25 protein-coding genes and 1 riboswitch are annotated in these 24,373 nt (G+C 65.8%); of the genes, 17 read left to right on the top strand and 8 right to left on the bottom strand.

What is annotated here, in order from left to right:
- Positions 1-38: 38 nt before the first annotated feature.
- Complete coding sequence (locus tag ACFV4R_RS01330) at positions 39-1,088, top strand: PLP-dependent cysteine synthase family protein (protein WP_377202834.1); 1,050 nt, start codon at positions 39-41, stop codon at positions 1,086-1,088.
- Here ACFV4R_RS01330 and ACFV4R_RS01325 read toward each other — a convergent pair.
- Positions 1,085-1,741 carry an MBL fold metallo-hydrolase gene (locus ACFV4R_RS01325; RefSeq protein ID WP_377202688.1) on the bottom strand — a complete coding sequence of 219 codons (657 nt, stop codon included), beginning with the start codon at positions 1,739-1,741 and terminating at the stop codon, positions 1,085-1,087. The genes ACFV4R_RS01330 and ACFV4R_RS01325 overlap by 4 nt on opposite strands.
- Positions 1,742-1,836: 95 nt before the next feature.
- Here ACFV4R_RS01325 and ACFV4R_RS01320 point away from each other — a divergent pair, with 95 nt between their 5' ends.
- Positions 1,837-2,301, top strand: coding sequence for a Fur family transcriptional regulator (locus tag ACFV4R_RS01320; RefSeq protein ID WP_377202835.1), 465 nt, complete (start codon positions 1,837-1,839; stop codon positions 2,299-2,301).
- A 28-nt stretch (positions 2,302-2,329) separates the two neighbouring features.
- Here the strand turns inward: ACFV4R_RS01320 and ACFV4R_RS01315 are convergent, their stop codons facing one another.
- The 5 genes from ACFV4R_RS01315 to ACFV4R_RS01295 all read right to left on the bottom strand — a co-directional run bounded on the left by ACFV4R_RS01315 (position 2,330) and on the right by ACFV4R_RS01295 (position 7,537).
- Entirely contained in the window at positions 2,330-3,205 is an 876-nt protein-coding gene (locus ACFV4R_RS01315) for a metal ABC transporter permease (RefSeq protein ID WP_377202689.1), read from the bottom strand.
- Entirely contained in the window at positions 3,205-4,020 is an 816-nt protein-coding gene (locus tag ACFV4R_RS01310) for a metal ABC transporter ATP-binding protein (RefSeq protein ID WP_377202690.1), read from the bottom strand. The genes ACFV4R_RS01315 and ACFV4R_RS01310 overlap by 1 nt, the downstream gene beginning before the upstream one ends.
- Positions 4,021-5,004, bottom strand: coding sequence for a metal ABC transporter solute-binding protein, Zn/Mn family (locus tag ACFV4R_RS01305; RefSeq protein WP_377202691.1), 984 nt, complete (start codon positions 5,002-5,004; stop codon positions 4,021-4,023).
- A 134-nt stretch (positions 5,005-5,138) separates the two neighbouring features.
- Positions 5,139-6,209, bottom strand: a complete 1,071-nt coding sequence (locus ACFV4R_RS01300; protein WP_056085102.1) for a hemolysin family protein — start codon at positions 6,207-6,209, stop codon at positions 5,139-5,141.
- Complete coding sequence (locus ACFV4R_RS01295) at positions 6,206-7,537, bottom strand: hemolysin family protein (protein WP_377202692.1); 1,332 nt, start codon at positions 7,535-7,537, stop codon at positions 6,206-6,208. Before ACFV4R_RS01295 ends, ACFV4R_RS01300 begins: the two co-directional genes overlap by 4 nt.
- A gap of 519 nt (positions 7,538-8,056) precedes the next feature.
- Between ACFV4R_RS01295 and ACFV4R_RS01290 the strand changes: the two genes are divergently transcribed.
- From ACFV4R_RS01290 to ACFV4R_RS01270, 5 genes are all read left to right on the top strand, one after another.
- The gene (locus tag ACFV4R_RS01290) at positions 8,057-11,857 is read left to right on the top strand and encodes a multifunctional oxoglutarate decarboxylase/oxoglutarate dehydrogenase thiamine pyrophosphate-binding subunit/dihydrolipoyllysine-residue succinyltransferase subunit (protein WP_261619217.1); all 3,801 of its coding nucleotides are present in this window, start codon (positions 8,057-8,059) and stop codon (positions 11,855-11,857) included.
- A gap of 150 nt (positions 11,858-12,007) precedes the next feature.
- On the top strand, positions 12,008-12,607 hold the full coding sequence (locus tag ACFV4R_RS01285) for a GDSL-type esterase/lipase family protein (RefSeq protein ID WP_377202693.1): 600 nt from the start codon (positions 12,008-12,010) through the stop codon (positions 12,605-12,607).
- Between the two features lie 83 nt (positions 12,608-12,690).
- Positions 12,691-13,518, top strand: coding sequence for a DUF4097 domain-containing protein (locus tag ACFV4R_RS01280; RefSeq protein ID WP_377202694.1), 828 nt, complete (start codon positions 12,691-12,693; stop codon positions 13,516-13,518).
- Entirely contained in the window at positions 13,518-14,129 is a 612-nt protein-coding gene (locus ACFV4R_RS01275; protein WP_377202695.1) for a PadR family transcriptional regulator, read from the top strand. Before ACFV4R_RS01280 ends, ACFV4R_RS01275 begins: the two co-directional genes overlap by 1 nt.
- A gap of 121 nt (positions 14,130-14,250) precedes the next feature.
- Positions 14,251-14,325, top strand: coding sequence for a 50S ribosomal protein bL37 (locus tag ACFV4R_RS01270; protein ID WP_369299106.1), 75 nt, complete (start codon positions 14,251-14,253; stop codon positions 14,323-14,325).
- Between the two features lie 161 nt (positions 14,326-14,486).
- Here the strand turns inward: ACFV4R_RS01270 and rsrA are convergent, their stop codons facing one another.
- Entirely contained in the window at positions 14,487-14,747 is a 261-nt protein-coding gene (rsrA, locus tag ACFV4R_RS01265) for a mycothiol system anti-sigma-R factor (RefSeq protein WP_015937560.1), read from the bottom strand.
- Complete coding sequence (locus tag ACFV4R_RS01260; RefSeq protein ID WP_377202696.1) at positions 14,744-15,508, bottom strand: sigma-70 family RNA polymerase sigma factor; 765 nt, start codon at positions 15,506-15,508, stop codon at positions 14,744-14,746. Before ACFV4R_RS01260 ends, rsrA begins: the two co-directional genes overlap by 4 nt.
- A gap of 295 nt (positions 15,509-15,803) precedes the next feature.
- On the opposite strand from ACFV4R_RS01260, the gene ACFV4R_RS01255 reads away from it, so the two are divergent.
- The 10 genes from ACFV4R_RS01255 (at position 15,804) to ACFV4R_RS01210 (ending at position 24,361) form a co-directional block, all read left to right on the top strand.
- Positions 15,804-16,352: a DoxX family protein gene (locus tag ACFV4R_RS01255; RefSeq protein WP_015937562.1), complete on the top strand. Its 549-nt coding sequence runs from the start codon at positions 15,804-15,806 to the stop codon at positions 16,350-16,352.
- 5 nt (positions 16,353-16,357) lie between these two features.
- Positions 16,358-17,785 (top strand): 3-phosphoshikimate 1-carboxyvinyltransferase, encoded by a 1,428-nt coding sequence (gene aroA / locus ACFV4R_RS01250; RefSeq protein ID WP_377202697.1) that lies wholly within the window; start codon positions 16,358-16,360, stop codon positions 17,783-17,785.
- Complete coding sequence (locus tag ACFV4R_RS01245) at positions 17,769-18,884, top strand: ribosome small subunit-dependent GTPase A (protein ID WP_377202698.1); 1,116 nt, start codon at positions 17,769-17,771, stop codon at positions 18,882-18,884. Before aroA ends, ACFV4R_RS01245 begins: the two co-directional genes overlap by 17 nt.
- Before the next feature lie 61 nt (positions 18,885-18,945).
- Complete coding sequence (hisN, locus tag ACFV4R_RS01240; RefSeq protein WP_015937565.1) at positions 18,946-19,758, top strand: histidinol-phosphatase; 813 nt, start codon at positions 18,946-18,948, stop codon at positions 19,756-19,758.
- A gap of 160 nt (positions 19,759-19,918) precedes the next feature.
- A riboswitch (SAM riboswitch) is annotated at positions 19,919-20,032 on the top strand.
- A 38-nt stretch (positions 20,033-20,070) separates the two neighbouring features.
- Positions 20,071-21,489, top strand: a complete 1,419-nt coding sequence (locus tag ACFV4R_RS01235; RefSeq protein WP_377202699.1) for an aminotransferase class V-fold PLP-dependent enzyme — start codon at positions 20,071-20,073, stop codon at positions 21,487-21,489.
- A gap of 77 nt (positions 21,490-21,566) precedes the next feature.
- On the top strand, positions 21,567-22,325 hold the full coding sequence (locus tag ACFV4R_RS01230; protein ID WP_377202700.1) for a class I SAM-dependent methyltransferase: 759 nt from the start codon (positions 21,567-21,569) through the stop codon (positions 22,323-22,325).
- Positions 22,326-22,370: 45 nt separating this feature from the next.
- Positions 22,371-23,084: a metal-dependent transcriptional regulator gene (locus tag ACFV4R_RS01225; RefSeq protein WP_377202701.1), complete on the top strand. Its 714-nt coding sequence runs from the start codon at positions 22,371-22,373 to the stop codon at positions 23,082-23,084.
- 15 nt (positions 23,085-23,099) lie between these two features.
- On the top strand, positions 23,100-23,534 hold the full coding sequence (locus tag ACFV4R_RS01220) for a fluoride efflux transporter FluC (protein ID WP_377202702.1): 435 nt from the start codon (positions 23,100-23,102) through the stop codon (positions 23,532-23,534).
- Positions 23,531-23,932, top strand: a complete 402-nt coding sequence (locus ACFV4R_RS01215) for a fluoride efflux transporter FluC (RefSeq protein ID WP_377202703.1) — start codon at positions 23,531-23,533, stop codon at positions 23,930-23,932. The genes ACFV4R_RS01220 and ACFV4R_RS01215 overlap by 4 nt, the downstream gene beginning before the upstream one ends.
- A gap of 51 nt (positions 23,933-23,983) precedes the next feature.
- Positions 23,984-24,361, top strand: a complete 378-nt coding sequence (locus tag ACFV4R_RS01210; RefSeq protein WP_377202704.1) for a hypothetical protein — start codon at positions 23,984-23,986, stop codon at positions 24,359-24,361.
- Positions 24,362-24,373 lie beyond the last annotated feature (12 nt).

Here is a 24,373-nt window from a genome sequence, read left to right as displayed (position 1 = left end):
GCCGGCAATGGCGGGACCGGGATTGGGCCGACCAGGCAATCCGAAAGATCACGGCGGAAAACAACCGGTCTGCGGACACCCACCTCTACTCGATCCCGCTTCCGGAGCACTGGGGCGTCCAGCTTTACCTGAAGGATGAGTCCACGCACCGGTCAGGGAGCCTGAAGCACCGGCTGGCACGTTCCCTCTTCCTCTTCGGCCTGGTCAACGGCTGGATCCGTTCCGATACCACCATCGTGGAAGCGTCCAGCGGCAGCACCGCCGTCTCCGAGGCCTACTTTGCCCAATTGCTGGGGTTGCCGTTCGTGGCAGTCATGGCCCGCAGCACCAGCCCGGAGAAGATTGCCCTGATCGAACAGTTCGGCGGTTCCTGCCTGCTGGTGGACCATGCATCCGAGGTGTATGCGGCGGCGGAGGAGGTGGCTGCCACGTCCAACGGGCACTACATGGACCAGTTTACGTACGCCGAGCGGGCAACGGACTGGCGGGGCAACAACAACATCGCCGAGTCCATCTTCGGCCAGCTCAGCCAGGAAGAGCATCCGGTGCCGGACTGGATCGTGGTGGGAGCCGGAACCGGCGGCACCAGCGCCACCATCGGCCGCTACCTCCGGTACCACAGCCACCCCACGCAGCTGCTGGTGGTGGATCCCGAGAATTCAGCTTTCTATCCGGGCTGGCTGGGCGGGAGCACCGGCGCCACAGGCCCCGCCACGGGGCTGCCGTCCCGCATCGAAGGGATCGGGCGGCCGCGCATCGAACCGAGCTTCGTGCCGTCCGTGATCGACAGGATGGTCCAGGTCCCGGACGCAGCCTCGGTGGCTGCCATGCGGCACCTCCGTTCCCTCGCTGGGCTCCACGCCGGCCCGTCGACGGGAACCAACCTCTGGGGCGTTTGGCAGCTCATCTCGGAAATGGTGGCGGACGGCCGCCGCGGCAGCGTCGTCTCGCTGATGTGCGACGGCGGCGAACGGTATGCGGGCAGCTACCACAATGCGCAATGGCTAACTTCCCAGGGCCTGGAACCCGGGCCCTGGGAAGCGGTCATCGCGGAGTTTTTCGAGACCGCCCGGTGGACGGGAGCCTAGATTTCCACCGACTCCCCTGCAGCCAGATGGGCGTAGTCGGTGCCGTACTTCGCACCGATCCGCTGGACGTGGGCCTCCACGACCTTCAGGCCGTTGTCGTTGAGCAGTCCGTCATGGATCTGGAAGGCTTTCGGCGCGCGCACGCCCACCACGAAGTCCACCACCTCACCGGCCTTGCTCCAGGGCGCATGCAGCGGGACCAGAAGGGTCTTGACGCTGATGCCGTCGGGGACGATGAACGAATCTCCCGGGTGGTACAGGTTTTCATCCAGCAGGTAACCGATGTTTGCCACCACCGGAATCTGCGGGTGGATCAGTGCATGCTGGCCGCCGAAGCTCCGGATATCGAATCCTGCCGCCTGGAAGGTGGATCCTGGTTCCACCGCGTGGATGCGGGCCTGTGCGTCCCCGGCTTCGGAACGCATCTGCGCTGCGACGCCTGCCGGGGCATACAGCGACAACTCCGTGTTGCTGCGCAGGGCACCTGCTACGGCGTCGACGTCGATATGGTCAGCGTGTTCGTGGGTCACCAGCACTGATTCCGCACCGGCCAGCGCCTCCCCGGTTTCGGAAAAGTTGCCGGGGTCGATCACCAGGACCCGGTTGTCCTTCTCGAGGCGGACACAGGCATGGGTGTATTTCGTCAGCTTCATAGCGCCAGCCTAGGGCGGGCTCCGGAAAGGTGTCCACGGAGCTCCGGCTGGTAATCTTGATCGTTGCCACCAACACCACGGAAGCGAGTTCATCCATGCCGCTCGGCGCCAAGGCTGATTCCACCCCGCCTTACCCGCCTGCGGGTGCCGGCAAGGAACAGCGCGTCACCAAGCAGCGCCGGGCCGTCAGCGCTGCACTGGACGAACTGGACGACTTCGTCAGCACCCAGGAGCTCTACCGGATCCTGCAGAACCAGGGCGTCTCGGTATCCCTCGCAACTGCCTACCGAATCCTGCAGTCGCTCGCGGACGAGGGCCTGGTAGACGTGCTGCGCAACGGTGAGGGCGAGGCCGTCTACCGGCGCTGTGCCGTCACGGGGCACCACCACCACCTGTTGTGCCGCAACTGCGGCAAGGCCGTGGAGGTGGAGGCGCCCGCCGTCGAAACATGGGCTGCCCGCACCGCTGCCGAGCACGGCTTCACCGAGGTGGCGCACACCGTGGAAATCTTCGGCCTCTGCCCGGACTGCACCGCACTCAAGGCCGCCGGCCGGCTCTAAGCCTGGAGGCTTTCCGGCCCAAATCCCGTCAGCGCGGCTGCAGGACCCGCCCGTTGATGCCCCTGCGCTGCCGGACCGATCCGATGACGCGGCACACCACATAAATCAGGAACGACAACGTGGTCACGTACGGGCTGATGGGAATCCGTCCGCCGAGGGCGAGCAGGATTCCGCCCACCGTTGCCGTCACAGCGAAGGCCACGCTCAGCGCCACCACGGCCACCGGGGAGGATGTCACCCGAAGCGCGGCCGCCGCCGGCGTAATCAGCAGGGCCAGCACCAGCAGGGCGCCCACCACCTGGATGGACAACGCCACACTGACGCCCAGCAGGACCATGAAGACAATGGCCAGGGTCCGCACAGGAACACCCCGCGCTTCGGCAAGCTCGGGATCCACGCTGGCGAAGTTCAGCGGCCGCCAGAGGGCAACGAGCGCGATCATGACCACCACGGCGGTCCCTGCCAGCGCCTGGAGCTGGACCGAATCGACGGACACTATCTGGCCGGTCAGCAGGCCGAATTTGTTGGCGGCGCGGCCCTCATAAAGGGACAGGAAGAGGATTCCCAGGCCGAGGCCGAAAGGCATGATGACGCCGATGATCGAGTTCTTGTCCCGCGCCCTGACGCCCATCAGCCCCAGCAGCAGTGCCGCCGCGACTGAGCCGACGAGGGAACCGAAGACGATGTCTGCGCCGATGAGCAGGGCGAAAGCCGCACCGGCGAATGACAGCTCGGAGATGCCGTGCACCGCGAAGGCGAGGTCCCGCTTCATGACGAAGGTTCCCACCAGGCCGCCCAGGAGGCCCAGGATGGCTCCTGCCCAGATGGAGTTCTGCACCAGGACCAGAAGCTCACCGTAATTGTCGAAGTTGAAGATGGCTCCGAGGATGCTGTCAGCGTCCATCAGGCAACCTCCCCCGCGAGCACATGCGGTTCGGCATGGTGGTGGGTGGTGGCGTCGGGGAGTCCAACCACCACCAGCCGGCCATTGGCGCGGATGACCTCAACGTGGCTGCCGTAAAGGTCGGACAGCACCTCGGTGGTCATGACGTCTTCCGGTGTTCCCACCCTGAACCGGCCGCCGGCCAGGTAAAGGACCCTGTCCACATAGTCGATGATCGGGTTGATTTCGTGGGTCACGAACACCACGGCGCTGTTGCGTTCGCGGCACTGGTTGTTGATCAGCGCGCTGACTGCCTGCTGGTGGTGCAGGTCGAGTGAGAGGAGCGGCTCGTCGCAAAGGAGCACCTGGGGGTCAGAGGCAAGGGCCTGGGCCACCCGCAGCCGTTGCTGCTCGCCGCCCGACAGCTGGCCCACCGGCACCTTGGCGTAGTCGGCCGCGCCCACCAGGTCCAGGAGTCCGTCGATCCGGCGGCTGGTCTTCGCCGACGGGAGCCGCAGCCCCCAGCGGTAGCCGTCCACGCCCAGTCCCACCAGGTCGCGGGCGCGCATAGGCGTGTCGGGGGCAAAGGATTTCTGTTGCGGGACGTAGCCAATCAGCCTGCTGCCCCGCTCCACGGGCTTGCCGCCGATATCGACGTTGCCGCGGTGGAGGTTCTGGAGGCCGAGCAGGACTTTCAGGAAACTCGTCTTACCGCTTCCGTTGGGTCCGAGGACCGCAAAGAACTCGCCGGGGTTGATGTCCAGGTCGAGGTCCTCCCAGAGCGTCCGCTCGCCGAACTTCAGGGACGCTCCAGTAAGGCTGACAGCTGGTTCCACCTATTTGCTCTCCAGGATCGTGCTGATGTTGTCCACATTGTCCGTCATCCACTGCAGGTACGTCTTGCCTTCGGGGAGGGTTTCATTGAAGTCCACCACCGGGACGCCTGCGGCCTCCGCCGCCTTCTTCAGGGCCTCGGTCTGGGGCCCTTCGGTCTGTTCGTTGTAGGCGAGCATCCGTACGGACTTGCCGGACACCAGGTCTGTAGCCGCCCGAAGGACGGCGGGCGGCACGTCCGTGCCCTCCTCGATGGCTGCGGTGTAGTCAGCCGGAGTCGCGTTGACCAGGCCGGCGTCTTCCAGGAGGTAGAGCGGCACTGGTTCCGTGACAGCCACCTGGGCTCCGCCGCCTGACGCCCTCAGGGTGTCCAGCTTTCCGTGCAGTTCCTCCAGCGACGACTTGAACGAGGCAGCGTTGGCTTTGAACTCCTGAGCGGATTCCGGCTCCCGTGCCGACAGTTTGGCTTCCAGTTCGTCGGCGAGATGCTCCATGGCATGCAGGCTGTACCAGACGTGTTCGTCGAAATCGCCGTGATCGTGCCCGTGGTCAGCGGAGGCCTCGGCACTGGCGGAAGGTTCTGCCTCCTCGCCGGAATGCTCCAGGCCGGAAAGTTCGACGGCGTCAAGCACGTTTCCGGCGTCGAGCTTGCCGCCGTCCACCAGGGTATTCATGAAGTCGTCGTACCCGCCGCCGTTCGTGATCACCAGGTCGGCCTTGGACACCGCCAGCCGGTCCTGGGCGGTTGCCTCGTAGGAGTGCGGGTCCTGGCTGGTCTTGGTGATGATTGAGGTGACGTTGACCTTGTCGCCACCCACTGACGACGCGATGTCGCCGTAGACGTTGGTGGAGGCAACCACATTGATTCCAGTGCCACCGGACTGCGTCCCCGGCGAAGCGTTGTCCGGTTGGGCGCTGCATCCGGAGAGCAGCAGGCCAAGGCCGGCAAGGGCGGCCAGGGACGGACGGGCGGCGGAGCGGCGCACGGAAAACCTCGGTTCACTGGGGAGGGGAACAACAGGTGCCCAGCTTATACCTAAATAGGAATCATTCCTATTTAGGTGTGGGTAAGCCCGGTCCCCTGCACCCCCTGGGACCGGACTTGCCGACACTGCGGCGCCTATCCCCCGTTGGGTTGTCCCAGCCGGCGGATGCCGGTGGCCTGGGTGGCATCCCGGATCTCACCGACCAGCTGTTCAATGACGTCCTCAAGGAAGAGGATGCCCTGGGTGTTGCCGTCCTTGCCGATGACGCGGGCAAGGTGCGAGCCCGTCCGCTGCATGACGGACATGGCCTTTTCGATTTCATCGCCGAGGGCCAGGTTGGCCAGGGAACGGACCCGGCTTTCTGCGATCGGCAGCTCGTAGGCCGCCGCGGGGATGGACAGCACATCCTTGACGTGCAGGTAGCCGTACAAGAGATCGTCCTCGTCCAGCATGGGGAACCGTGAAAAGCCCGTCCGGCTGACGGCCTTCTCGAACTCCACCGGAGTGGTGGCAGCCTTGAGCATCACCAGGCTGTCCAGCGGCACCATGATGTCCCCCGCCGTGTATTCGGAGAACTCCAGGGCGCCGGTGATCAGGCCGGCGTCGTCGTCCACGAGTCCGTGCCGGGTGGATTCCTGCACGATGGACTGGACCTCCTCGAGCGTGAAGGACGAGTTGACCTCATCCTTGGGCTCGATCCGCAACAGCTTGAGGATGTGGTTCGCCGACCAGTTCAGCACCGAGATGACGGGGTGGACCAGCCGTGCCACGAAGACCAGCGGCGGGGCCAGGAACATCGCCGCCTTGTCAGCGACCGATACCGAGATGTTCTTGGGCACCATCTCGCCAAAGGTGACGTGCAGGAAGGTCACGAACATCAGTGCAACGGCGAACGCGGCAACATCGGCCACCTCCACAGGCAGGCCCACCAGCTCAAGCGGCGCGGCGAGCAGGTGGTGGATCGCGGGCTCGGCCACCAGCAGGATCAGCAGCGAGCACACCGTGATGCCAAGCTGGGCGCAGGCCAGCATCAGCGACACGTTCTCCATCGCCTTCAGGGTGGTTTGGGCCCGCTTTGACCCGGCTTCGGCCAGTGGTTCGATCTGGCTGCGCCGGGCGGACATGATGGCGAACTCGGCCGCCACGAAGAACGCGTTGCCGAGCAGCAGGAAAGCCAGCCAGACGATGCCGGCCCAGTCGCTCATGATGCGCTCCCGTCGTTGTTGCCGTCCGGTTCAGGGGCGGCCGGCCGGAAGCAAATGCGGTCGATGCGGCGCCCGTCCATCCGGGTGACGCTCAACGTGCCGCCGTCGACGGCCACCGTGTCCCCCACCGCTGCGATCCGGCCGAGTTTGCTCATGACGTAGCCACCCACGGTTTCGTAGGCCGACTCGTCCGGGACCGTCAGCCCCGGGATTTGCTCGGACAACTCGTCCGGGCGCAGGAGTCCCGGGAAATACCAGTCCCCGGAGGCGCTCTGCAGCAGCCCCGGGCGTACCTTGTCGTGCTCGTCGGCTACCTCGCCCACAATTTCCTCGACAAGGTCCTCAAGCGTGGCAATGCCCGCGGTGCCGCCGTATTCGTCGAGGACCACCGCCAGCTGGAGGTTGCCCTCGCGGAGTTCCGCCAGCAGGGCGTCAAGGTGGATGGTCTCGGGAACCCTGAGGACTTCAGTCATGATGGCGCCGGCTTCAAGCTTGTGCCGCCTGTCCCACGGCACGGCCACGGCCTTCTTGACGTGGACCAGGCCCTTGATGTCGTCCGCGGAATCACCAATCACTGGGAACCGTGAGTATCCCGTGCGACGTGCCGCGTCAACGATGTCGGAGACCGGCTGGTCGGCGTCGACCATCTCCACCCGGATTCGCGGCGTCATGACGTCGGCCGCGGTCCTGGAGGAGAAGTTCAACGTGCGGGACACGAAGTTGGCCGTACCGGCGTCGAGCGTTCCCATCGCCGCCGAGCGGCGCACCAGTGACGCCAGCTCGGACGGGGTGCGGGCGCCGGAGATCTCTTCCTTGGCTTCCAGCCCGAAGATGTGGAGCACCCGGTTGGAAAAGCCGTTGAGGACCACGATGGCCGGCCTGAAGACCGCTGTGAAGATCAGTTGCGGCCGGGCAAGGGCTTTGCCGACCGGGAAGGACAACGCGATGGCCATGTTCTTGGGAACGAGTTCGCCCAGGAGCATCGACAGCAGGGTGGCCAGCACCATGGCGAGGATCAGCGAAATTGACGCTGCAGCAACCCCGGGCAGGCCAAGGGCCGTAAGCGGCCCCTCCAGGAGGCGACCCACCGACGGTTCCATGACGTAGCCGGTGAGCAGCGTGGTGAGCGTAATGCCCAGCTGGCAGCTTGAGAGCTGGGTCGACAGCGATTTGAGGCAGGCAAGCAGTGGCACAGCGCCGGTGTCACCGGCATCGACAGCGCGCTGGACCGTCGGCTGGTCAAGGGCGATCAGGGAGAATTCGACGGCGACGAAGAAGCCCGTGCCGGCGATCAGCAGCAGTCCTGCCGCCAGGAGTAGCCATTCCATTCAGCACCCCGCCGGCCCGGACAGGGGTCCGGGAATCACGGGGCTGGAATATCGGTCCGGCGTAGGGTGGTCGGCAGATGCCCTGTCCCCGGGGAATTCGACCGGGGAGGCCGACAGCAGATGATGGGCGCGTGTTCGGGGTTTGCCGGCTCTGCGGGTGGGCTGTGCGGCGCTGTGGTTCATGCTCCGCTGACAGCCCCCAGGCCGGCACCTAGATTTACTGTCCATAAGGATTTCAGTCTACAGGAGCGCCTGTCCCCGGCCCGCTCCCCCGGCACCGGCAGCGGACTCCGGAACCCCATACCCGGGGACACCGTCCGGGGTCTCTTCCAGCCGCCATAATCAACGGCCAGAACGTCACTTCATGATTTGGGTCACCCTTATTGGCAGATACCACATCCGGGTTACTAGACTTGCAGAGGTCTGGGTTCAGAGGACTCAGGGAAACCGGTCCGTCAGAGTGCTGTAGCACCGTATGGCCGGCAGAGAAATCAAACTCATGGAAGAGGCGTATTTCAAGTGCCAGAGCAGCCAAGCCACCGTCTACCAGAGGAATTTGGCGGGAACGAGTGGCTCGTTGATGAACTGTACGAGCAGTATCAGCAGGACAAGAACGCTGTGGATGCCAAGTGGTGGCCGCTGTTTGAATCGTTCGACTCAGGCAGCAGTTCTTCTTCCAACGGACACTCGGCGAATGCCGCAGCGAACCCTCCCACAACCAAGATGCCTATTGTGAACGCGGCACCTGCAGCACCGGCACCGTCGCCGGCCGCCGCACCGCCTGCGCCCGCAGCAGCACCGGCCGCAGCACCCGCGGCGCCGGCACCTGCGAAAAAAGCGCCCGCCACGGAAGCGCGCGACGGCGGCCGGAAGCCCGCCGCCGGAGCCCAGCCCATCCCGGCCCAGCTGCCCAAGAACGTCAAGGCACCCACCGCTCCGGAAGAGGACGTCGTCTCCGTCCTCCGCGGACCGGCCAAGGCCATCGCCACCAACATGGTCACCAGCCTTGAGGTTCCCACCGCCACCAGTGTGCGCGCCATCCCGGCGAAGCTGCTCATCGATAACCGCGTGGTCATCAACTCGAACCTCGCCCGCGCCCGCGGCGGCAAGGTTTCCTTCACGCACCTCATCGGCTACGCCGTGATCCGCGCCCTGTCCCAGTTCCCGTCCATGAACGTGTACTACGACGAGGTGGACGGCAAGCCCGTCGCAGTCCAGCCGGCGCACGTCAACTTCGGCATCGCCATCGACATGCCCAAGCCTGACGGCACCCGCCTGCTGATGGTCCCGAACATCAAGAAGGCCGAGACCCTCAACTTCGCCGAGTTCTGGCACACCTATGAGGACCTGATCAAGCGTGCCCGCAACGGCAAGCTCACGGCCGATGACCACCAGGGCACCACCGTGTCGCTGACCAACCCCGGCGGCATCGGCACCGTGCACTCGGTTCCGCGCCTCTCCAAGGGCCAGGCCGCCATCATCGGCGTCGGCGCCCTTGACTACCCTGCAGAGTTCCAGGGCGCCAGCGAAAAGATCATCGCCCAGAACGCCATCAGCAAGGTCCTGACGCTGACCTCGACGTACGACCACCGCGTCATCCAGGGCGCCGGCAGCGGCGAGTTCCTGAAGCTGGTCCACCAGCTGCTGCTGGGTGCGCAAAACTTCTACGACGAAATCTTCGAAGCACTGCGCATCCCCTACGAGCCCGTACGGTGGAGCCCCGACCTCCAGGTCGATCCGGCCGACGAGATCAACAAAGTTGCCCGGATCCAGCAGCTGATCCATTCCTTCCGCGTGCGTGGCCACCTGATGGCGGACACCGATCCGCTGGAGTACGTGCAGCGCAAGCACCCCGACCTTGATGTCCTCACCTACGGCCTGACGCTGTGGGACCTGGACCGCGAATGGCCCACCGGCGGTTTCGGCGGCAAGCCCATGCTGAAGTTCCGCGACATCCTGGGTGTCCTCCGCGACGCCTACTGCCGCACCACCGGCATCGAGTACATGCACATCCAGGAGCCGGAAGAACGCAAGTGGTTCCAGGACCAGCTTGAGCACCCCTACTCCAAGCCCAGCCGTGAAGAGCAGCTCCGGATCGTCTCCCGGCTTAACGCCGCGGAAGCATTCGAAACCTTCCTGCAGACCAAGTTCGTGGGACAGAAGCGCTTCTCGCTCGAAGGCGGCGAATCGCTGATTCCGCTGCTCGACGCAGTTATCTCGGAAGCGGCCGACGACGGCCTCGACGAGGTTGCCATCGGTATGGCCCACCGCGGCCGCCTCAACGTCCTGACCAACATTGCCGGCAAGACCTACGCACAGGTGTTCCGCGAATTTGAAGGTACGCAGGACCCCCGCTCCGTCCAGGGCTCGGGCGACGTCAAGTACCACCTCGGCACCGAGGGCACTTTCACGTCGGAGAACGGCAATGAGACCAAGGTCTACCTGGCCGCAAACCCGTCCCACCTTGAAGCCGTGGACTCCGTCCTCGAAGGCATCGTGCGCGCCAAGCAGGACCGCCTGGATCAGGGCGAGGCCTTCCCCGTCCTGCCCATCATGGTCCACGGTGACGCCGCGTTCGCCGGCCAGGGCGTTGTTGCCGAGACGCTGAACCTGTCGCAGCTCCGCGGCTACCGCACCGGCGGCACCATCCATGTAGTGGTCAACAACCAGGTCGGGTTCACCACCGCGCCGTCGTCTTCGCGTTCGTCCACCTACTCCACGGACGTCGCCAAGATGATCCAGGCACCGGTGTTCCACGTCAATGGCGATGACCCCGAGGCAGTGGTCCGCATCGGCCAGCTTGCCTACGAGTTCCGCCAGCGCTTCCACAAGGACGTTGTCATCGACATGGTGTGCTACCGCCGCCGCGGGCACAACGAAGGCGACGACCCTTCGATGACCCAGCCGATGATGTACAACCTGATCGAAGCCAAGCGTTCGGTCCGCAAGCTGTACACCGAAGCCCTGATCGGCCGCGGCGACATCACCGAGGAAGAAGCAGAGCAGCTGCTCCGCGACTACCAGGAACGGCTGGAGCGCGTCTTTGCCGAGACGCACGCAGCGCAGACCTCCCCGATCCCGATCGTTACCGCAGACTCCGCGGCCGTCTCGGACATCGAGCGGCCCATCGCCCAGCAGTCCGATTTCGGCACGAACGCCCCGGCCAACACCGCGATCTCTGCGGACACCCTGGCCCGCATCGGCAAGGCGCACGTCGAAATCCCTGAAGGCTTCACGGTGCACGCCAAGCTGAAGCAGCTGTTGGAGAAGCGCGAGCAGATGTCCCGCGAAGGCGGCATCGACTGGGGCTTCGGCGAAATCGCCGCGTTCGGCTCCCTGATCATGGAAGGCGTCCCCGTCCGGCTCGCCGGCCAGGACTCCCGCCGCGGTACCTTCGTGCAGCGCCATGCCGTGTTCCACGACCGCGCCAACGGCAACGAATGGCTGCCCCTGGGCAACCTGTCCGATGACCAGGCCAAGCTGTGGATCTACGACTCGCTGCTCTCCGAATACGCGGCCATGGGCTTCGAATACGGCTACTCGGTGGAGCGTCCGGATGCACTGGTCCTCTGGGAAGCGCAATTCGGCGACTTCGTCAACGGCGCGCAGACCATCATCGACGAGTTCATCTCATCCGCTGAGCAGAAGTGGGGCCAGCGCTCCTCGCTGGTCCTGATGCTGCCGCACGGCTACGAGGGTCAGGGGCCGGACCACTCGTCCGCCCGCATTGAGCGCTTCCTCCAGATGTGCGCCGAAGAGAACATGATCGTGGCCAACCCCACCACCGCGGCATCGCACTTCCATCTGCTGCGCCGCCAGGCGTACAGCCGGCCGCGGAAGCCGCTGATCATCTTCACTCCCAAGCAGCTCCTGCGCCTGAAGGCCGCCGCGTCCTCCGTCGAGGACTTCACCACCGGTACCTTCCGTCCGGTGATCGCCGAGCACGAGCACCTGGATGCGAACGCCGTCGAACGCGTCCTCCTGGTCTCCGGCCGCCTGTACTACGATCTTCTGTCCACCCGCCAGAAGACCGGCGACAAGACCACCGCCATTGTCCGCGTTGAGCAGCTGTACCCGCTCCCGAGCGCCGACATTGCGGCCGAGCTTGCCAAGTACCCGAACGCCGAGGTTGTCTGGGCCCAGGACGAGCCCGCCAACCAGGGCCCGTGGCCGTTCATTGGACTGAACCTGCCGGACGCACTTGACCGCAGGGTCCGCCTCGTGTCCCGGCCTGCGTCGGCCTCGACGGCGGCCGGTTCCATGAAGCGGCACGCTGCTGAGCAGGATGTGCTCCTGAAGCAGGCATTTGCACGGAAGTAGTCAGCGGGCTGCCCGGCCGGAGTCGAAATACCAGACTCCGGCCGGGCAGTTCTGTTTAATGGATGGACAGCGCCCTTTGTGTGCCGGTTGCAGCCCCAGGCGGCAACCGGCAACACACCGGCCGGTCAGGACGAACGTAAAGAGGATCGTGTGGAAGACAGGAAGCTGCGCATTGCAGCTGTAGGAGACGAACTGCTGGCCGGACTGGGAGACCCCCGCGCGCTGGGTTGGCTGGGGCGTGTCCTTGCCAGGACGCCACAGGAGGGCATGCTGCTGGAAAGCTATGCCCTCCCCTGCCCCCAGGAAGGCACCGAGGGGCTGGCCGCCCGGTGGCTGGGCGAGGCCGGGCGGCGCTTCAGCGACCAGGCGGAGAACCGGCTGGTCATCGGACTGTCGGGACGCGACGTTGAGTTCGGCCTGTCTACGGCACGAAGCCGCCTTAACCTCGCAAACATCCTCGATTCCGCATCGCAGAACCGGATCGAGGTCTTCGTCGTGGGCCCGCCGCCCACCCTGGACCCGGCCCAGAACCGCCGCCTGGACGAACTCAACACTGCCTTCGCCGATGTCACCACCCGCCGGAAGCACCTGTACGTGGACACCTTCTCCCCCTTGCTCAACCATGAGCAGTGGCGCCAGGACCTCGCCGCCAACGGCGGGACTCCCGGCCAGGCCGGCTATGGACTCATGGCCTGGCTGGTCCTGCACCGCGGCTGGTTCCAGTGGCTGCGCATCAACGCCCCGGAGTAGCCCGGCTTCGCGATATATCTTGACCCGCCTGCGCCTCCGGCGTACGGTGGATGCAACCGCGATATATCGTCTTTGGAGGGGCAATGCCTGAGCAGAGCTGGACAGTCACCAGTCCGCAAATTATCGATGTCGACGCCGTGACGTCGCTGAAGCTCGGCATGGTCAGCGGCAGGTTCGATGTTGTGACCCATGATGAGCCGGTAACCCGCATCGAGATTTCCCAGGTCGAGGGGGATCCCGTCGCAGTCTCGGTGGTTGACGGCAGGCTTGAGATCCGCCACCAGCTGCACGGCCCCCAAGGCTGGTTCAAGAACCTGATGGGCACCGTCAGCCAGCATAGCGACAACTCCGCGATCATCAGCATCGCAGTTCCGGAGAATGTCGAAGTTGAGGCCGGCACTGTCAGCGGTGACGGGCTGGTGTCCGGCATCTCCGGGCACACCAGGCTGAACACCGTCTCCGGATCGGTCATGGCGGACGGCACAGCCGGCGAGCTGCACATCAATACCGTCAGCGGGGATGTGACCGCCCGGAGCCACTCCGGGGTGTTGACCGCCAAAAGCGTGTCCGGCGAGATCACCGTTTCCGGCACGCTCAGCCACGTCCGGGCCAACACGGTCAGCGGAGACCTCAGCTTCGATCTGCACGGCTTTACGGAGGATTTCGGTTCCAACTCGGTGTCCGGGGATCTGACGATCCGGCTGCCGCACGACGTCGGCGTGGACATCGTGGCCAAATCAGCCAGTGGCGCGGTTGTCATCAACGACCACCGCTATGCCCAGGTGGGCGGGAAGGTGGAAACCATCGCCGGGCCGGACCGCCAACTGATGCTGGTCCGGACAAATTCGATCTCCGGCACCACATCGATCTTCCACAGGGCGGAGCGCGGTAACGCGGAAGCAGGGCTCTGATGCCCCCGGTCTTCGCGCACGGCGCCCTCCGCCTGTATCTCCTGGCGCTCCTGGAGTCGGGGCCGAAACACGGTTACGAGCTCATCAAGGCCTTGAAGGACAGGTTTGGCGGCACCTACTCCCCCAGTGCGGGCACCATCTACCCCCGCCTCGGCAAGCTTGAGGAGGAAGGGCTGGTATCCACGGAAACCGCCGGCAGGAGGACCAATTACCGCATCACCGAGTCCGGCCTTGCCGAGCTGAACAGCCGCCGCGACGAACTGGCCGGAGTGGAGAACGAGATCTCGGCCTCCGTGCGCCGGCTGGCGGACAGCCTCCGGGAAGACATCCGAAGCAACATGCGCGGCCTCCGCGCGGACCTCGCAGCCACGGCAGAGGCCGCCCGCGCCACCGCCGCCGCTGAGTTCAGGGGCAGGCCCGGACGGACACCGGCCGAGGGAACCCGGGCGCTGAAGGAAGCGGAAATGATGCTGCAGGTATTCCGCGACGATCTCCGGCGGGAGCTGCGGCTGAAGGCGGGCAAGGAGCCGCTGAGCCCCGTGGCCTTGGAGACGGTCCGCACTGTGCTGGAGCAAGCCAGGATCGCCGTCCTGAACTCCCTGGCGCGCTAGCAGCGGCCACACCCGCCTGGTCCAGCTGCAGGTCATGCGGTGATGCCGGTTCGCGGCGGGTCTGATCATGTGGGAGACTGGAGGGCAGCTCTTTTGAGTACCGAAAGTAAGGAGGCCAGCTATGAGCAAGCGTGCACGCAAGCGTCGTGACCGTAAGCGTGGCGGCGCGAACCACGGGAAGCGCCCCAACACCTAGGCAACAGCCAGGTATCACGGTTCAAGTGAAAGACCCCGGACGCCAATCGGCTTCCGGGGTCTTTCACTGTTTAAACTTGCTGCTGCTTCCCGCACCCAAAGTATCCCGTTCCGAGCGGGTTGCCGTCGCGGCGCGTGGTCAGCGCACCGCCGCGTCCTGTTCTAGGCGTCCACGGGCCTGATGGCGTGGATGCGGTCCAGGATGGCGTTCTTGAGGTTGTCCGGGGCCGCTTCGGTGCAGGAGCGCTTCACCATGTTCCGGATGACGCACTCAAGGTCATACTGCTCCGTGCATTCCGGACATTCGTCGAGGTGGGTCTTGATCTCCGTGATGTCCTCACGGGTCAGCGCACCATCGAGGTACTCATAGATGCGTTGCATCCGGGTGTCGTCGCAATCGCCCAATCCCTGGCAGTCGCTCATTTCCTGCTCTCCTGTTGTTTGGTGTCGGCCGCGGCCTGCGATTCCACGCCCGTCTTGAATCCGCGCTCTGCGGCGTACTCCGCAAGCATGTCCCGCAACATCTTCCGGCCGCGGTGCAGCCGGGACATCACCGTTCCGATGGGGGTGTTCATGATGTCGGAAATTTCCTTGTACGCGAACCCCTCCACATCCGCGAAGTACACGGCCAGCCGGAACTCCTCGGGAATGGCCTGCAGGGCGCGTTTGACGTCGGAGTCCGGAAGGTGGTCCAACGCCTCGGCCTCAGCGGAACGGAGTCCGCTTGAGGTGTGCGATTCGGCGCGGGCCAACTGCCAGTCTTCGATGGTGTCCGAGTTGGACTGAAGGGGTTCGCGCTGCCGCTTGCGGTACAGATTGATGTAGGTGTTCGTCAGAATCCGGTACAGCCAGGCTTTCAGGTTCGTTCCCGGCTTGTACTGGTGGAAGGCCGAAAACGCTTTGGTGTAGGCCTCCTGCACCAGGTCTTCGGCGTCGGACGGGTTGCGGGCCATGCGCATGGCCGCGGAGTAGAGCTGATCGACGTACTGCATGGCGTCACGCTCAAACCGGAGCCTGCGGTCCTCCACCGATTCGGTGGAAACGTCCAGGCCGTTGCCGCCCGAATCGCCGGTGGGTACGGCCCGGGTTTCCCCGCCGTCTGCCGGCACTGCAACTTTTCCGCCCTTAGCTTCAGCGCCGGACGCTTCATACATGGCCGAGACGGCCGGATCCAAGGTACTCATTGCCTTCAAGTCTACTGTCAGGCTCCTCGGCCCGGCGCTGCCATACTCCGGCAACGCGTCCGATACCAGGTCCAGTGCCACCGGCCCTGGAGCACCAACTCCGTCCAACACCCTCGCCAAGGCCCAACTCCGCTCTCTGTCCGGTGTCCCGTTTTGCTGCTTGCTTTCGGGCCCAACCCCCTGTGCGGGCCCAAGAGCCATAACCGCCTGCCTTGGGCAAATATTCCCCAAAAGTGCAAGACTAGAACGGACTGATGCCGCTGCCGATGCGGTTCGTCCAGCCAGGAGGAAATCCATGTCCTTTGTCCGCACGCTCGCCCGCCCCATGCTGGCTTCCAGCTTCGTCATTGCAGGATTGGACAAGCTTAAGAACGCCGACGACACTGCCCAGCAGTTGTCACCCCTGCTCCGCAAGGCGGCGGCGTCCCTGCCCTTCCAAACGGACGAGAAGACGCTCGCCCGGGTCATCGGAGGAACCCAGGTAGGCGCGGGAGTGCTCTTCGGACTGGGCAAGTTCTCCCGGCTTTCCGCCACCGTCCTGACGGTGGTCTCGCTGCTCAACACCTTCGTTGAATGGCGCAGTGCGGACATCAGCAGCAAGGAAGGCCGTGAAGCCCGCCGGGGCCAGCTGCTCAAGAACCTGTCGCTCAGCGGCGGCGCACTGCTGGCTTCCGTTGACACCGCAGGCAGGCCCGGACTGGCGTGGCGCGCGGAGCACCTGGCTGCCGACGCCCGCAAGGGTGCCGCCCACCTCGCCGCGGATGCGCGCAAGACCACGAACAAGAAGCTGACCAAGGCCGACAAGGCCGTGCGCCGCGCCGTGGAGCAGGCTACGGGGGCCTAAAGGACATGATCGCTGCAGCCGCTGCCCGGAATGATTCCGGAACGACTGTCCCCCACTGGCCTGCACCCTACGCAGACCGTCCCGTAGATGCCACCGTCACCGTTCCCGGCTCCAAGTCCCTGACCAACAGGTATCTTGTCCTGGCTGCCCTGGCTGACGGGCCGTCGCGGTTGCGGGCGCCCCTGCATTCCAGGGATTCCGTCCTGATGATCGAGGCGCTGCGCCAGTTGGGCGCCACGATTACCGAGGTTCCCGGGGACGGCGCGTTCGGCCCCGACCTTGAGGTGGTACCGATGCGGCACCTGGAACCTGAACGGCAGGGGGCTGCAGCGGGCACCGCCGTCCGCATCGACTGCGGCCTTGCCGGCACCGTCATGCGCTTCGTTCCACCCCTCGCGGCGCTGCGCAGCGGTACCAGCACGTTCGACGGCGACCCGCACGCGCGGAAGCGCCCCATGGGGACAATCATCGAGGCCCTGAAAGCCCTTGGCGTCAATGTCTCGGCGGAAGACGGCGGCACCCCCGCGTCGCTGCCGTTCGTCGTCGAAGGGACCGGAGAAGTCCGCGGCGGGCATCTGGTCATCGACGCCAGCGCCTCCTCGCAGTTCGTCTCCGCACTCCTGCTGGTCGGTGCGCGGTTTACCGAAGGCCTGCACCTGGAGCACGTTGGCAAGCCTGTGCCCAGCCTCGACCACATCAACATGACGGTGGCCGTACTCCGCGGCGCCGGCGTGCAGGTGGACGATTCCGTTCCCAATCACTGGATTGTTGCACCGGGGCCCATCCGTGCCTTCGACCAGCAGATCGAGCAGGACCTTTCCAATGCAGGTCCGTTCCTGGCCGCCGCCCTCGCGTCCGGTGGAACAGTCAGGATCCCCGGTTGGCCGGAGCAGACGCAGCAGGTAGGCGACCTGTGGCGCAGCATCCTGGCCCGGATGGGTGCAGAAGTGACACTACTGGACGGGGTGTTGACGGTCCGGGGCGGTTCCGAGATCAAGGGGGCGGATTTCGCCGACACCAGCGAACTGGCACCAACAGTTGCCGCACTCTGTGCCCTGGCCACCGGCCCGTCCCGCCTGAGCGGCATCGCCCACCTTCGGGGGCATGAAACGGACAGGCTCGCCGCACTGGTCACCGAGATCAACCGCTTGGGCGGCGACGCAGAGGAAACCAGCGACGGCCTGGTCATCCGCCCGGCGAAGCTGCATTCCGGCGTTGTCCACAGCTATGCCGACCACCGCATGGCCACTGCCGGGGCAATCCTCGGCCTCGCCGTCGAGGGCGTCCAGGTGGAGGACATCGCGACGACGGCAAAAACCATGCCGGACTTCCCGCGGTTGTGGACGGGCATGCTCGCACAGCAGGGCCCGGCCCCGGCCACTCAAGGCTCCGAAAACGGTGCGGGAGGTTCCGCCGGTGCCGCGGAGGACTGACTCCTGGGACGAATCCGACGTCCGGATCCGGCCCAACAAGAAGGGCACCCGGCCGCGCACGAAGGACCGCCCCAGCCATGACGACGCCGTAACAGGCCGCATCATCACGGTGGACCGCGGACGCTACACCGCCGTCGTTGACGAAGACTCCGGCGACGAACGGACAGTCATTGCCGCGCGGGCGCGGGAGCTGCGCCGGAACCCGGTGGTTGCCGGCGATTTCGTCTCCCTCGTCGGCGACGTGTCCGGGGCCCCCAACACCCTGGCGAGGCTCGTCAAAATCCAGGACCGCACCACCCTCCTGCGCCGCAGTGCAGACGACACTGACCCCATTGAACGTGCCGTCGTGGCCAACGCCGACCAGCTGGTAGTAGTGGTGGCAGCAGCAAACCCCGAACCCCGCACAGGATTCATCGACCGCGCCCTCGTGGCAGCGTACGACGCCGGCATCGAGCCGATCCTGCTGGTCACCAAGGCGGACGTGAAGGATCCCGGCGAGTTCCTGGCCAACTACACGCACCTTGACTTCCCGGTCATCATCAGCCGGACCGCCGACCTGGAGGCGTCAGGGATCGACGCCCGCTCCGATGACGGTTTGTCGGCCCGGCTGGACAGTGACGCCGTTGCCGGGCTCAGGGCACACCTGGGAGGCAAGGTCACCGTAATGCTCGGGCACTCCGGCGTCGGTAAATCCACCATGGTGAACGCCCTGACCGGCGCGGAACGGGCCACCGGCGGTGTGAATGCGGTAACCGGACGGGGCCGGCACACGTCGTCTTCGGCCCTTGCCCTGCGCCTGGCCGACTCCCCTCCCGGCAGCTGGATCATCGACACCCCGGGCATCCGGTCATTTGGCCTCGCCCATGTGGATCCGGACCGGATCCTGAGGTCGTTCCCGGATCTTTCGCCGGGCACAGACGATTGCGAACGCGGCTGCAAGCACACCGCCACTGCCGTCAACTGCGGGCTCGACGCCTGGGTGGCCGGCGGACACGCAGGACCCACCGGTGAAGCACGCCTGGCTTCGCTCCGCCGGCTCCTCGGCGCCGATCCCAGGATGGAAGCCCAGGAGGCCAAGGAGCTCGGCACCATCAGCTGACAGCGCCAACCGGCACGGCCGACCTCCCGGCAGAACCGGCGCCAGACGGTAGTTTGGAACCATGATCCAACCCGCTTCGACCTATAACGACGACCTGCGCCTGGCCCATGTCCTGGCCGATTCCGTGGACGACCAGACCATGAGCCGCTTCAAGGCACAGGACCTCCACGTGGAGACCAAGCCCGACCTGACGCCGGTCACCGATGCGGACAAAGCCGCCGAGGAAGCCATCCGCGGCCAGCTCTCACGCTCCCGCCCCCGCGACGCCGTGCTGGGCGAGGAGTTCGGCAGCACCGGCCACGGCTCACGGCGGTGGATCATCGATCCCATCGACGGCACCAAGAACTTCGTCCGCGGCGTTCCCGTCTGGGCTACGCTCATTGCCCTGGTCGATGAGGGCGAGCCGGTAGTCGGCGTCGTCAGTGCACCCGCCCTGGGTAAGCGGTGGTGGGCAGCCAAAGGCATGGGGGCTTACATGGGCCGTTCCCTTGCATCGGCCACCCGGCTCCGGGTCTCGGACGTTTCCACCCTGTCCGACGCTTCACTGTCCTATTCCAGCCTGGGTGGCTGGAAGGAACGCGGCAACCTTGACGACTTCCTGGGCCTGACCGAGGACGTCTGGCGCACGCGCGCCTACGGTGATTTCTGGTCCTACTGCATGGTGGCCGAAGGGTCGGTGGACATCGCCTGCGAGCCCGAACTGAACCTCTATGACATGGCCGCCCTCGTGCCCATCGTGGTGGAGGCCGGCGGCCGCTTCACCTCCCTCGAGGGCGAGGACGGCCCCTTCGGCGGGAACGCCCTGGCCACCAATTCCATCCTCCATACCGAAGTGCTGCACCGGCTGAACCCCGGCCTGGACGACCTCCTGTAGGCCGGCCTCCTTCCGAACAATCGACGGCGGGCGCCTCCAAAAGGGGGCGCCCGCCGTCGTAATCTTCGAAGAAAGCCCGATTCGGGGCCGCGCGTAACAAAACCCTTAACAATCCTCCCGGCTTCAGACCGGGCCGCCACATGTTCTATGGTTTTATCCAGGTCACGAGTGCCAGCGCTAAACCCCGGTTTGCTGGCCGGCAACCCTCCATTCGCGGTGGGGTGCCCCGGGTGACGACCAGGCCGGTCCGGAGCGGATGCGGCAAGCGCGGATTCCAGCACTGCCGGAGTCCAGTCCTGAAGTGAGGTCTCCATGACTACTGCCGTCGACTCCCCCATTAACGCCATCGCCGCCGAAAGCGTTTCGGATGAACGCCTGGCCGCGGCCGGACGTCCGCTTTCCGCAGTTACCGGCGCTGAAATCCTGGCCCCGTTGATCTCCGGCGGCCACGTACGCTACGCCAACCTTGACTACGGGGCTTCCGCGCCTGCGCTGACCGTGGTGTCGGCCTACCTCAATGAGATCCTGCCGTTCTACGCCAGCGTCCACCGCGGCGCGGGTTACGCATCGCAGATCAGCACTTCCGTTTACGAGAACGCGCGCAACATCGTCCGCGAGTTCGTCGGCGGCCGCCCCGACGATTCCGTCATCTTCACCCGGAACACCACCGATTCCCTGAATCTGCTCGCCGGTTGCCTCCCCGGCACGGAGGGCAAGCCCGCCGGTGACGTCCTGTACCTGGACATCGAACACCACGCCAACCTGCTGCCGTGGCAGGGTGTCCCCCACCGGAGCATCGTTGCCGCCGACACGATCGCCGGGACCATCCAGTCCGTGCGTGCCGAGCTTGAGCAGGGCGGGGTCAACCTGCTGGCGGTCACCGGCGCCTCGAACGTCACCGGCGAAATCCTACCCATCCGGGAGCTTGCCGCCCTCGCCCACCGGCACGGTGCCCGCATTGTGGTGGACGCCGCCCAGCTGGCGCCGCACCGCCGCGTGGACATCAGCGCCGACGACGTCGACTACCTTGCCTTCTCCGGGCACAAGCTCTACGCGCCCTTTGGCGCCGGCGTCCTGGTGGGCCGCCCGGACTGGCTCGACGCTGGAACTCCACACCTCGCCGGCGGTGGCGCCGTTAAGGAAGCAAAGCTCGACGGCGTCAGCTGGGCCAGCGGCCCGGCCCGCCACGAGGGCGGCTCCCCCAACGTGCTGGGTGCGGCTACCCTGGCGCGGGCAACGCAGGTTATCGCGAGCCTGGACCAGGACCGCTGGCACGCCCACGAGTCGGCCATCCGTTCCTACCTGGTGGAAGGCCTGCAGGCGATCGACGGCGTCACCGTGCACCAGATCTTCAAGGACACCGATCCTGACAAGGACACCATCGGGGTGGTGAACTTCTCGGTGGCGGGTTACGATGCCGGCCTGGTAGCCGCCTACCTGTCCGCCGAACACGGTGTGGGACTCCGTGATGGCCGATTCTGCGCCCACCCGCTGCTGAAGCGCCTGGGCCTGCCATCGGGATCGCTGCGGGCAAGCTTCGGAGTCGGCTCCCGGCTCGAAGATGCCCAGCGGCTCCTCGCAGGCATTGAAAAGCTCCGACGCGACGGGCTCGGCTGGGACTACGTAGTGGATGCCGGCCGATGGGTGCCTGCCAACGACACCAGGACCTACCCCCACTGGGCACCGAACACCCCGGGAACTGCCGGCGCAGCTCCCTGCCTCGACGACTGACAGCCGGAAGCCCGCACCCGGGTGCATGCGGTAAATTCGGACGGTACCCGCAGGGAATCAGCTGAAGGAGGCCGCACGTGGTTCGGGGTGGGCCCAAGCTCGATCACGGGCGGCGCCAGGAGCTCGGCCAGAGCTTCCAGGACGGCGGCAAGCACTATGACAGGGTCCGTCCGGGGTATCCGGCGGAATCAGCACGGTGGCTGGTGCCCGCGGGCGCCCATGATGCGCTCGACGTCGGTGCCGGGACGGGCAAATTCACTGACCTGCTGCTGGCGCTGGGATTGTCCGTAACCGCCGTCGACCCGTCCGCGGACATGCTGGCGCAACTGTCCGCCCAATATCCGGCCGCTGCTGCCCTCCCCGGCACGGCCGAGGCCACCGGGCTCGCTGACGCAAGTTTCGACGTCGTCAGCGTTGCCCAGGCCTGGCACTGGTGCGACGCCCTCGCGGCCAGCACGGAACTGGCCAGGGTCCTCCGCCCGAAGGGAACGCTGGGACTGGTGTGGAACCAGCTGGACACTTCGGTGCCGTGGGTGCACCGGCTTTCCCGCATCATGCATGCCGGGGACGTCTACAAGCCCGGACAGCGGCCGCTGGTGGGCCCGGAGTTCGAGGGCCTCGAAGGGCACGTGACCCGCTGGCAGGATCCTGTCACCCCTGCCGACCTGATGGAACTGACCAAATCCCGAAGCTATTACCTGCGGGCCAACGAGCAGACCCGGGCCAAAGTCCTGGCGAACCTCAGGTGGTACCTGCATGAGCATCTGGGGCACGCCGAGGATGAAGAACTCAGCCTGCCCTACCTGACGTTGTCCTGGCGGGCCGTCCGCGCGTGACACGCCGATCCCGGCCGCGTCCCGCCAACGGGTAGGCTTGAACGTGTGAAGACCAGCGCGCCCTCCTCCTCCATTGAGGACTACGTCAAGGTGGTCTACTCGTTCACGGAATGGCAGGACAAGCCCATCACGTCCTCGCAGCTGGCGCAGCGCCTGGGAGTGGCAAATTCCTCAGTTTCGGAGATGGTCCGCAAGCTGAAGGACCAGGGCCTGGTGGACCATAAGCCCTACAGCGCAATTACCCTCACGGACGCCGGGCTCCGGCTTGCACTCTCCATGGTGCGCCGCCACCGGCTCATCGAAACGTACCTTGTCCAGCAGCTGGGCTACAGCTGGGATGAAGTCCACGACGAAGCCGAACTCCTGGAACACGCTGTCTCAGACACCTTTATCGAACGGGTGTCAGCCCAGCTGGGCCATCCGGACCGCGACCCGCATGGTGATCCCATTCCCACGGCCGACGGCAAGGTCCACATGCCCGTTGCCCGCCTCATGGGTGAACTCGATGAGGGCCACACCGGCCGGATCACCCGAATCAGCGACGACAACCCTGAACTGCTGCGCTACCTCGCGGCCGAAGAGATCGACCTTGATTCCGAGGTTGAAATCCTGGGACGGCGGCCCTTCGGCGGTGCCCTGATCGTGCGGATCAGCAGTGCCGGCCGGACCAGGGAATTCGATCTTGCCGACGAGGTCACCTCTGCACTGTGGGTACACACCGGCCGCCCCCATGAGGGTTGCATCCTGGCGGAGTCCTGACATGCGCAGGGCCGGATGAGGGAGTCGTGGATTCCGTCGGGCCGCGCCTGGCTTGCGGTTGCCGCCGGCGGCCTCGTTGGTTCTGAACTCCGGTACGGACTGGGCCTTGCCTTCCCCGACTCCGCCGGGGCCGTGCCCTGGACAACGCTCTGGATCAACGTCGCCGGCAGTTTCGTCCTGGCCGCCCTGACCACCGCCTGGATGGCGCGGCCGCAGACCGCATTCTGGCTCCGTGCCGGGCTGGGGCCGGGACTGCTCGGCTCCTTCACGACGTTTTCAGCGGTGGTGTTTGCCGTGGACCAGCTGGGGCGCGACGGTCAGCATATGGTGTGGATCGCCTACCTGGGGCTCTCCCTGCTGCTGGGCCTGCTCGCGGCTGCCCTGGGCTGGCGCCTCGGTAAGCTCACCGGGCGAGTGTCCACCCCGGGCGGCTCCGGGAGCCGGCAGTGATCAGCGCCGTGTTGGTGGGAATCTTCGGTATCTCGGGTGCGCTCCTGAGGTTCGCCACGGACAGCTGGTTCGCCCACCACAGCTCCCGGCGCACCGTACGGCTGGGACTGTCGAAGGACCGGCTCCACTGGCCCTGGGCAACACTTGTGGTCAACGTGGCAGGCTCCTTCATCATCGGGATCTCGTACGGCCTCACCACTCAGCTGGGGTTGGGGCACGAATGGGGCGTTGGGCTGGCGACGGGCTTTGCGGGCGGCCTGACAACCTTCAGTTCCTGGACCACTGCCACAGTGCGCCTGCTCGGGGAGGCAAGGTTCGGAGCCGCAGCCATGAACATCGCCGTCAACCTGGTGCTGGGCCTTGGCGCCGCCGCCGCCGGGATCGCCTTGGTGTCCTGAGGACTCCGGCCTGTCCATACCGGCCTGTCCCGTTCACGTATTGTGGAGGTGATGATCAGCAGACGCGACGTGGCAATAGCCCTCGATATCCCCATGGAAATGGCCCAGCGCCACGGCCTCCCTAAGTTCATGTCCGAGGAGCAACTCGGCGCGCTGTTGGACAGCCCGCCGGCCTGGCTGGAACAGTCCCGTGCCAACCGGACGGGCAAACGGCCGGTGTGGGTCCACCTGGTGTGCGCGGTGTGCGGTTACGAGGAAGCCGCACGGCCTAAAAAATGGTGGCCGGACTTCACCTATGTTGTGTGCGACCATCACCGCCCGGACGAAGTGCCGCCGGCCCAGCCGGGATTTGTCCGCAGTGAGTTCGACGGCGTCGGCACCCGCTTCGTTGGCATCGCGGACGTGGAAGCGCCCGACGGCGGACGCTAACCCGTTCAGCCA

The sequence above is a fragment of the Pseudarthrobacter sp. NPDC059871 genome, assembly GCF_042731175.1.
GTDB lineage: Bacteria > Actinomycetota > Actinomycetes > Actinomycetales > Micrococcaceae > Arthrobacter.
Note: the sequence above shows the minus strand (reverse complement) of the source record. Positions and strands in the feature narration are given on the sequence as shown.

What these genes read in the sequence shown, in the direction of transcription:
- ACFV4R_RS01325 (WP_377202688.1), bottom strand. Translation starts at nt 1,741, where the DNA reads ATGAAGCTGACGAAATACACCCATGCCTGTGTCCGCCTCGAGAAGGAC.
- ACFV4R_RS01320 (WP_377202835.1), top strand. Translation starts at nt 1,837, where the DNA reads ATGCCGCTCGGCGCCAAGGCTGATTCCACCCCGCCTTACCCGCCTGCG.
- ACFV4R_RS01315 (WP_377202689.1), bottom strand. Translation starts at nt 3,205, where the DNA reads ATGGACGCTGACAGCATCCTCGGAGCCATCTTCAACTTCGACAATTAC.
- ACFV4R_RS01300 (WP_056085102.1), bottom strand. Translation starts at nt 6,209, where the DNA reads ATGAGCGACTGGGCCGGCATCGTCTGGCTGGCTTTCCTGCTGCTCGGC.
- ACFV4R_RS01295 (WP_377202692.1), bottom strand. Translation starts at nt 7,537, where the DNA reads ATGGAATGGCTACTCCTGGCGGCAGGACTGCTGCTGATCGCCGGCACG.
- ACFV4R_RS01280 (WP_377202694.1), top strand. Translation starts at nt 12,691, where the DNA reads ATGCCTGAGCAGAGCTGGACAGTCACCAGTCCGCAAATTATCGATGTC.
- ACFV4R_RS01275 (WP_377202695.1), top strand. Translation starts at nt 13,518, where the DNA reads ATGCCCCCGGTCTTCGCGCACGGCGCCCTCCGCCTGTATCTCCTGGCG.
- rsrA (WP_015937560.1), bottom strand. Translation starts at nt 14,747, where the DNA reads ATGAGCGACTGCCAGGGATTGGGCGATTGCGACGACACCCGGATGCAA.
- ACFV4R_RS01260 (WP_377202696.1), bottom strand. Translation starts at nt 15,508, where the DNA reads ATGAGTACCTTGGATCCGGCCGTCTCGGCCATGTATGAAGCGTCCGGC.
- ACFV4R_RS01255 (WP_015937562.1), top strand. Translation starts at nt 15,804, where the DNA reads ATGTCCTTTGTCCGCACGCTCGCCCGCCCCATGCTGGCTTCCAGCTTC.
- aroA (WP_377202697.1), top strand. Translation starts at nt 16,358, where the DNA reads ATGATCGCTGCAGCCGCTGCCCGGAATGATTCCGGAACGACTGTCCCC.
- hisN (WP_015937565.1), top strand. Translation starts at nt 18,946, where the DNA reads ATGATCCAACCCGCTTCGACCTATAACGACGACCTGCGCCTGGCCCAT.
- ACFV4R_RS01235 (WP_377202699.1), top strand. Translation starts at nt 20,071, where the DNA reads ATGACTACTGCCGTCGACTCCCCCATTAACGCCATCGCCGCCGAAAGC.
- ACFV4R_RS01220 (WP_377202702.1), top strand. Translation starts at nt 23,100, where the DNA reads ATGAGGGAGTCGTGGATTCCGTCGGGCCGCGCCTGGCTTGCGGTTGCC.
- ACFV4R_RS01210 (WP_377202704.1), top strand. Translation starts at nt 23,984, where the DNA reads ATGATCAGCAGACGCGACGTGGCAATAGCCCTCGATATCCCCATGGAA.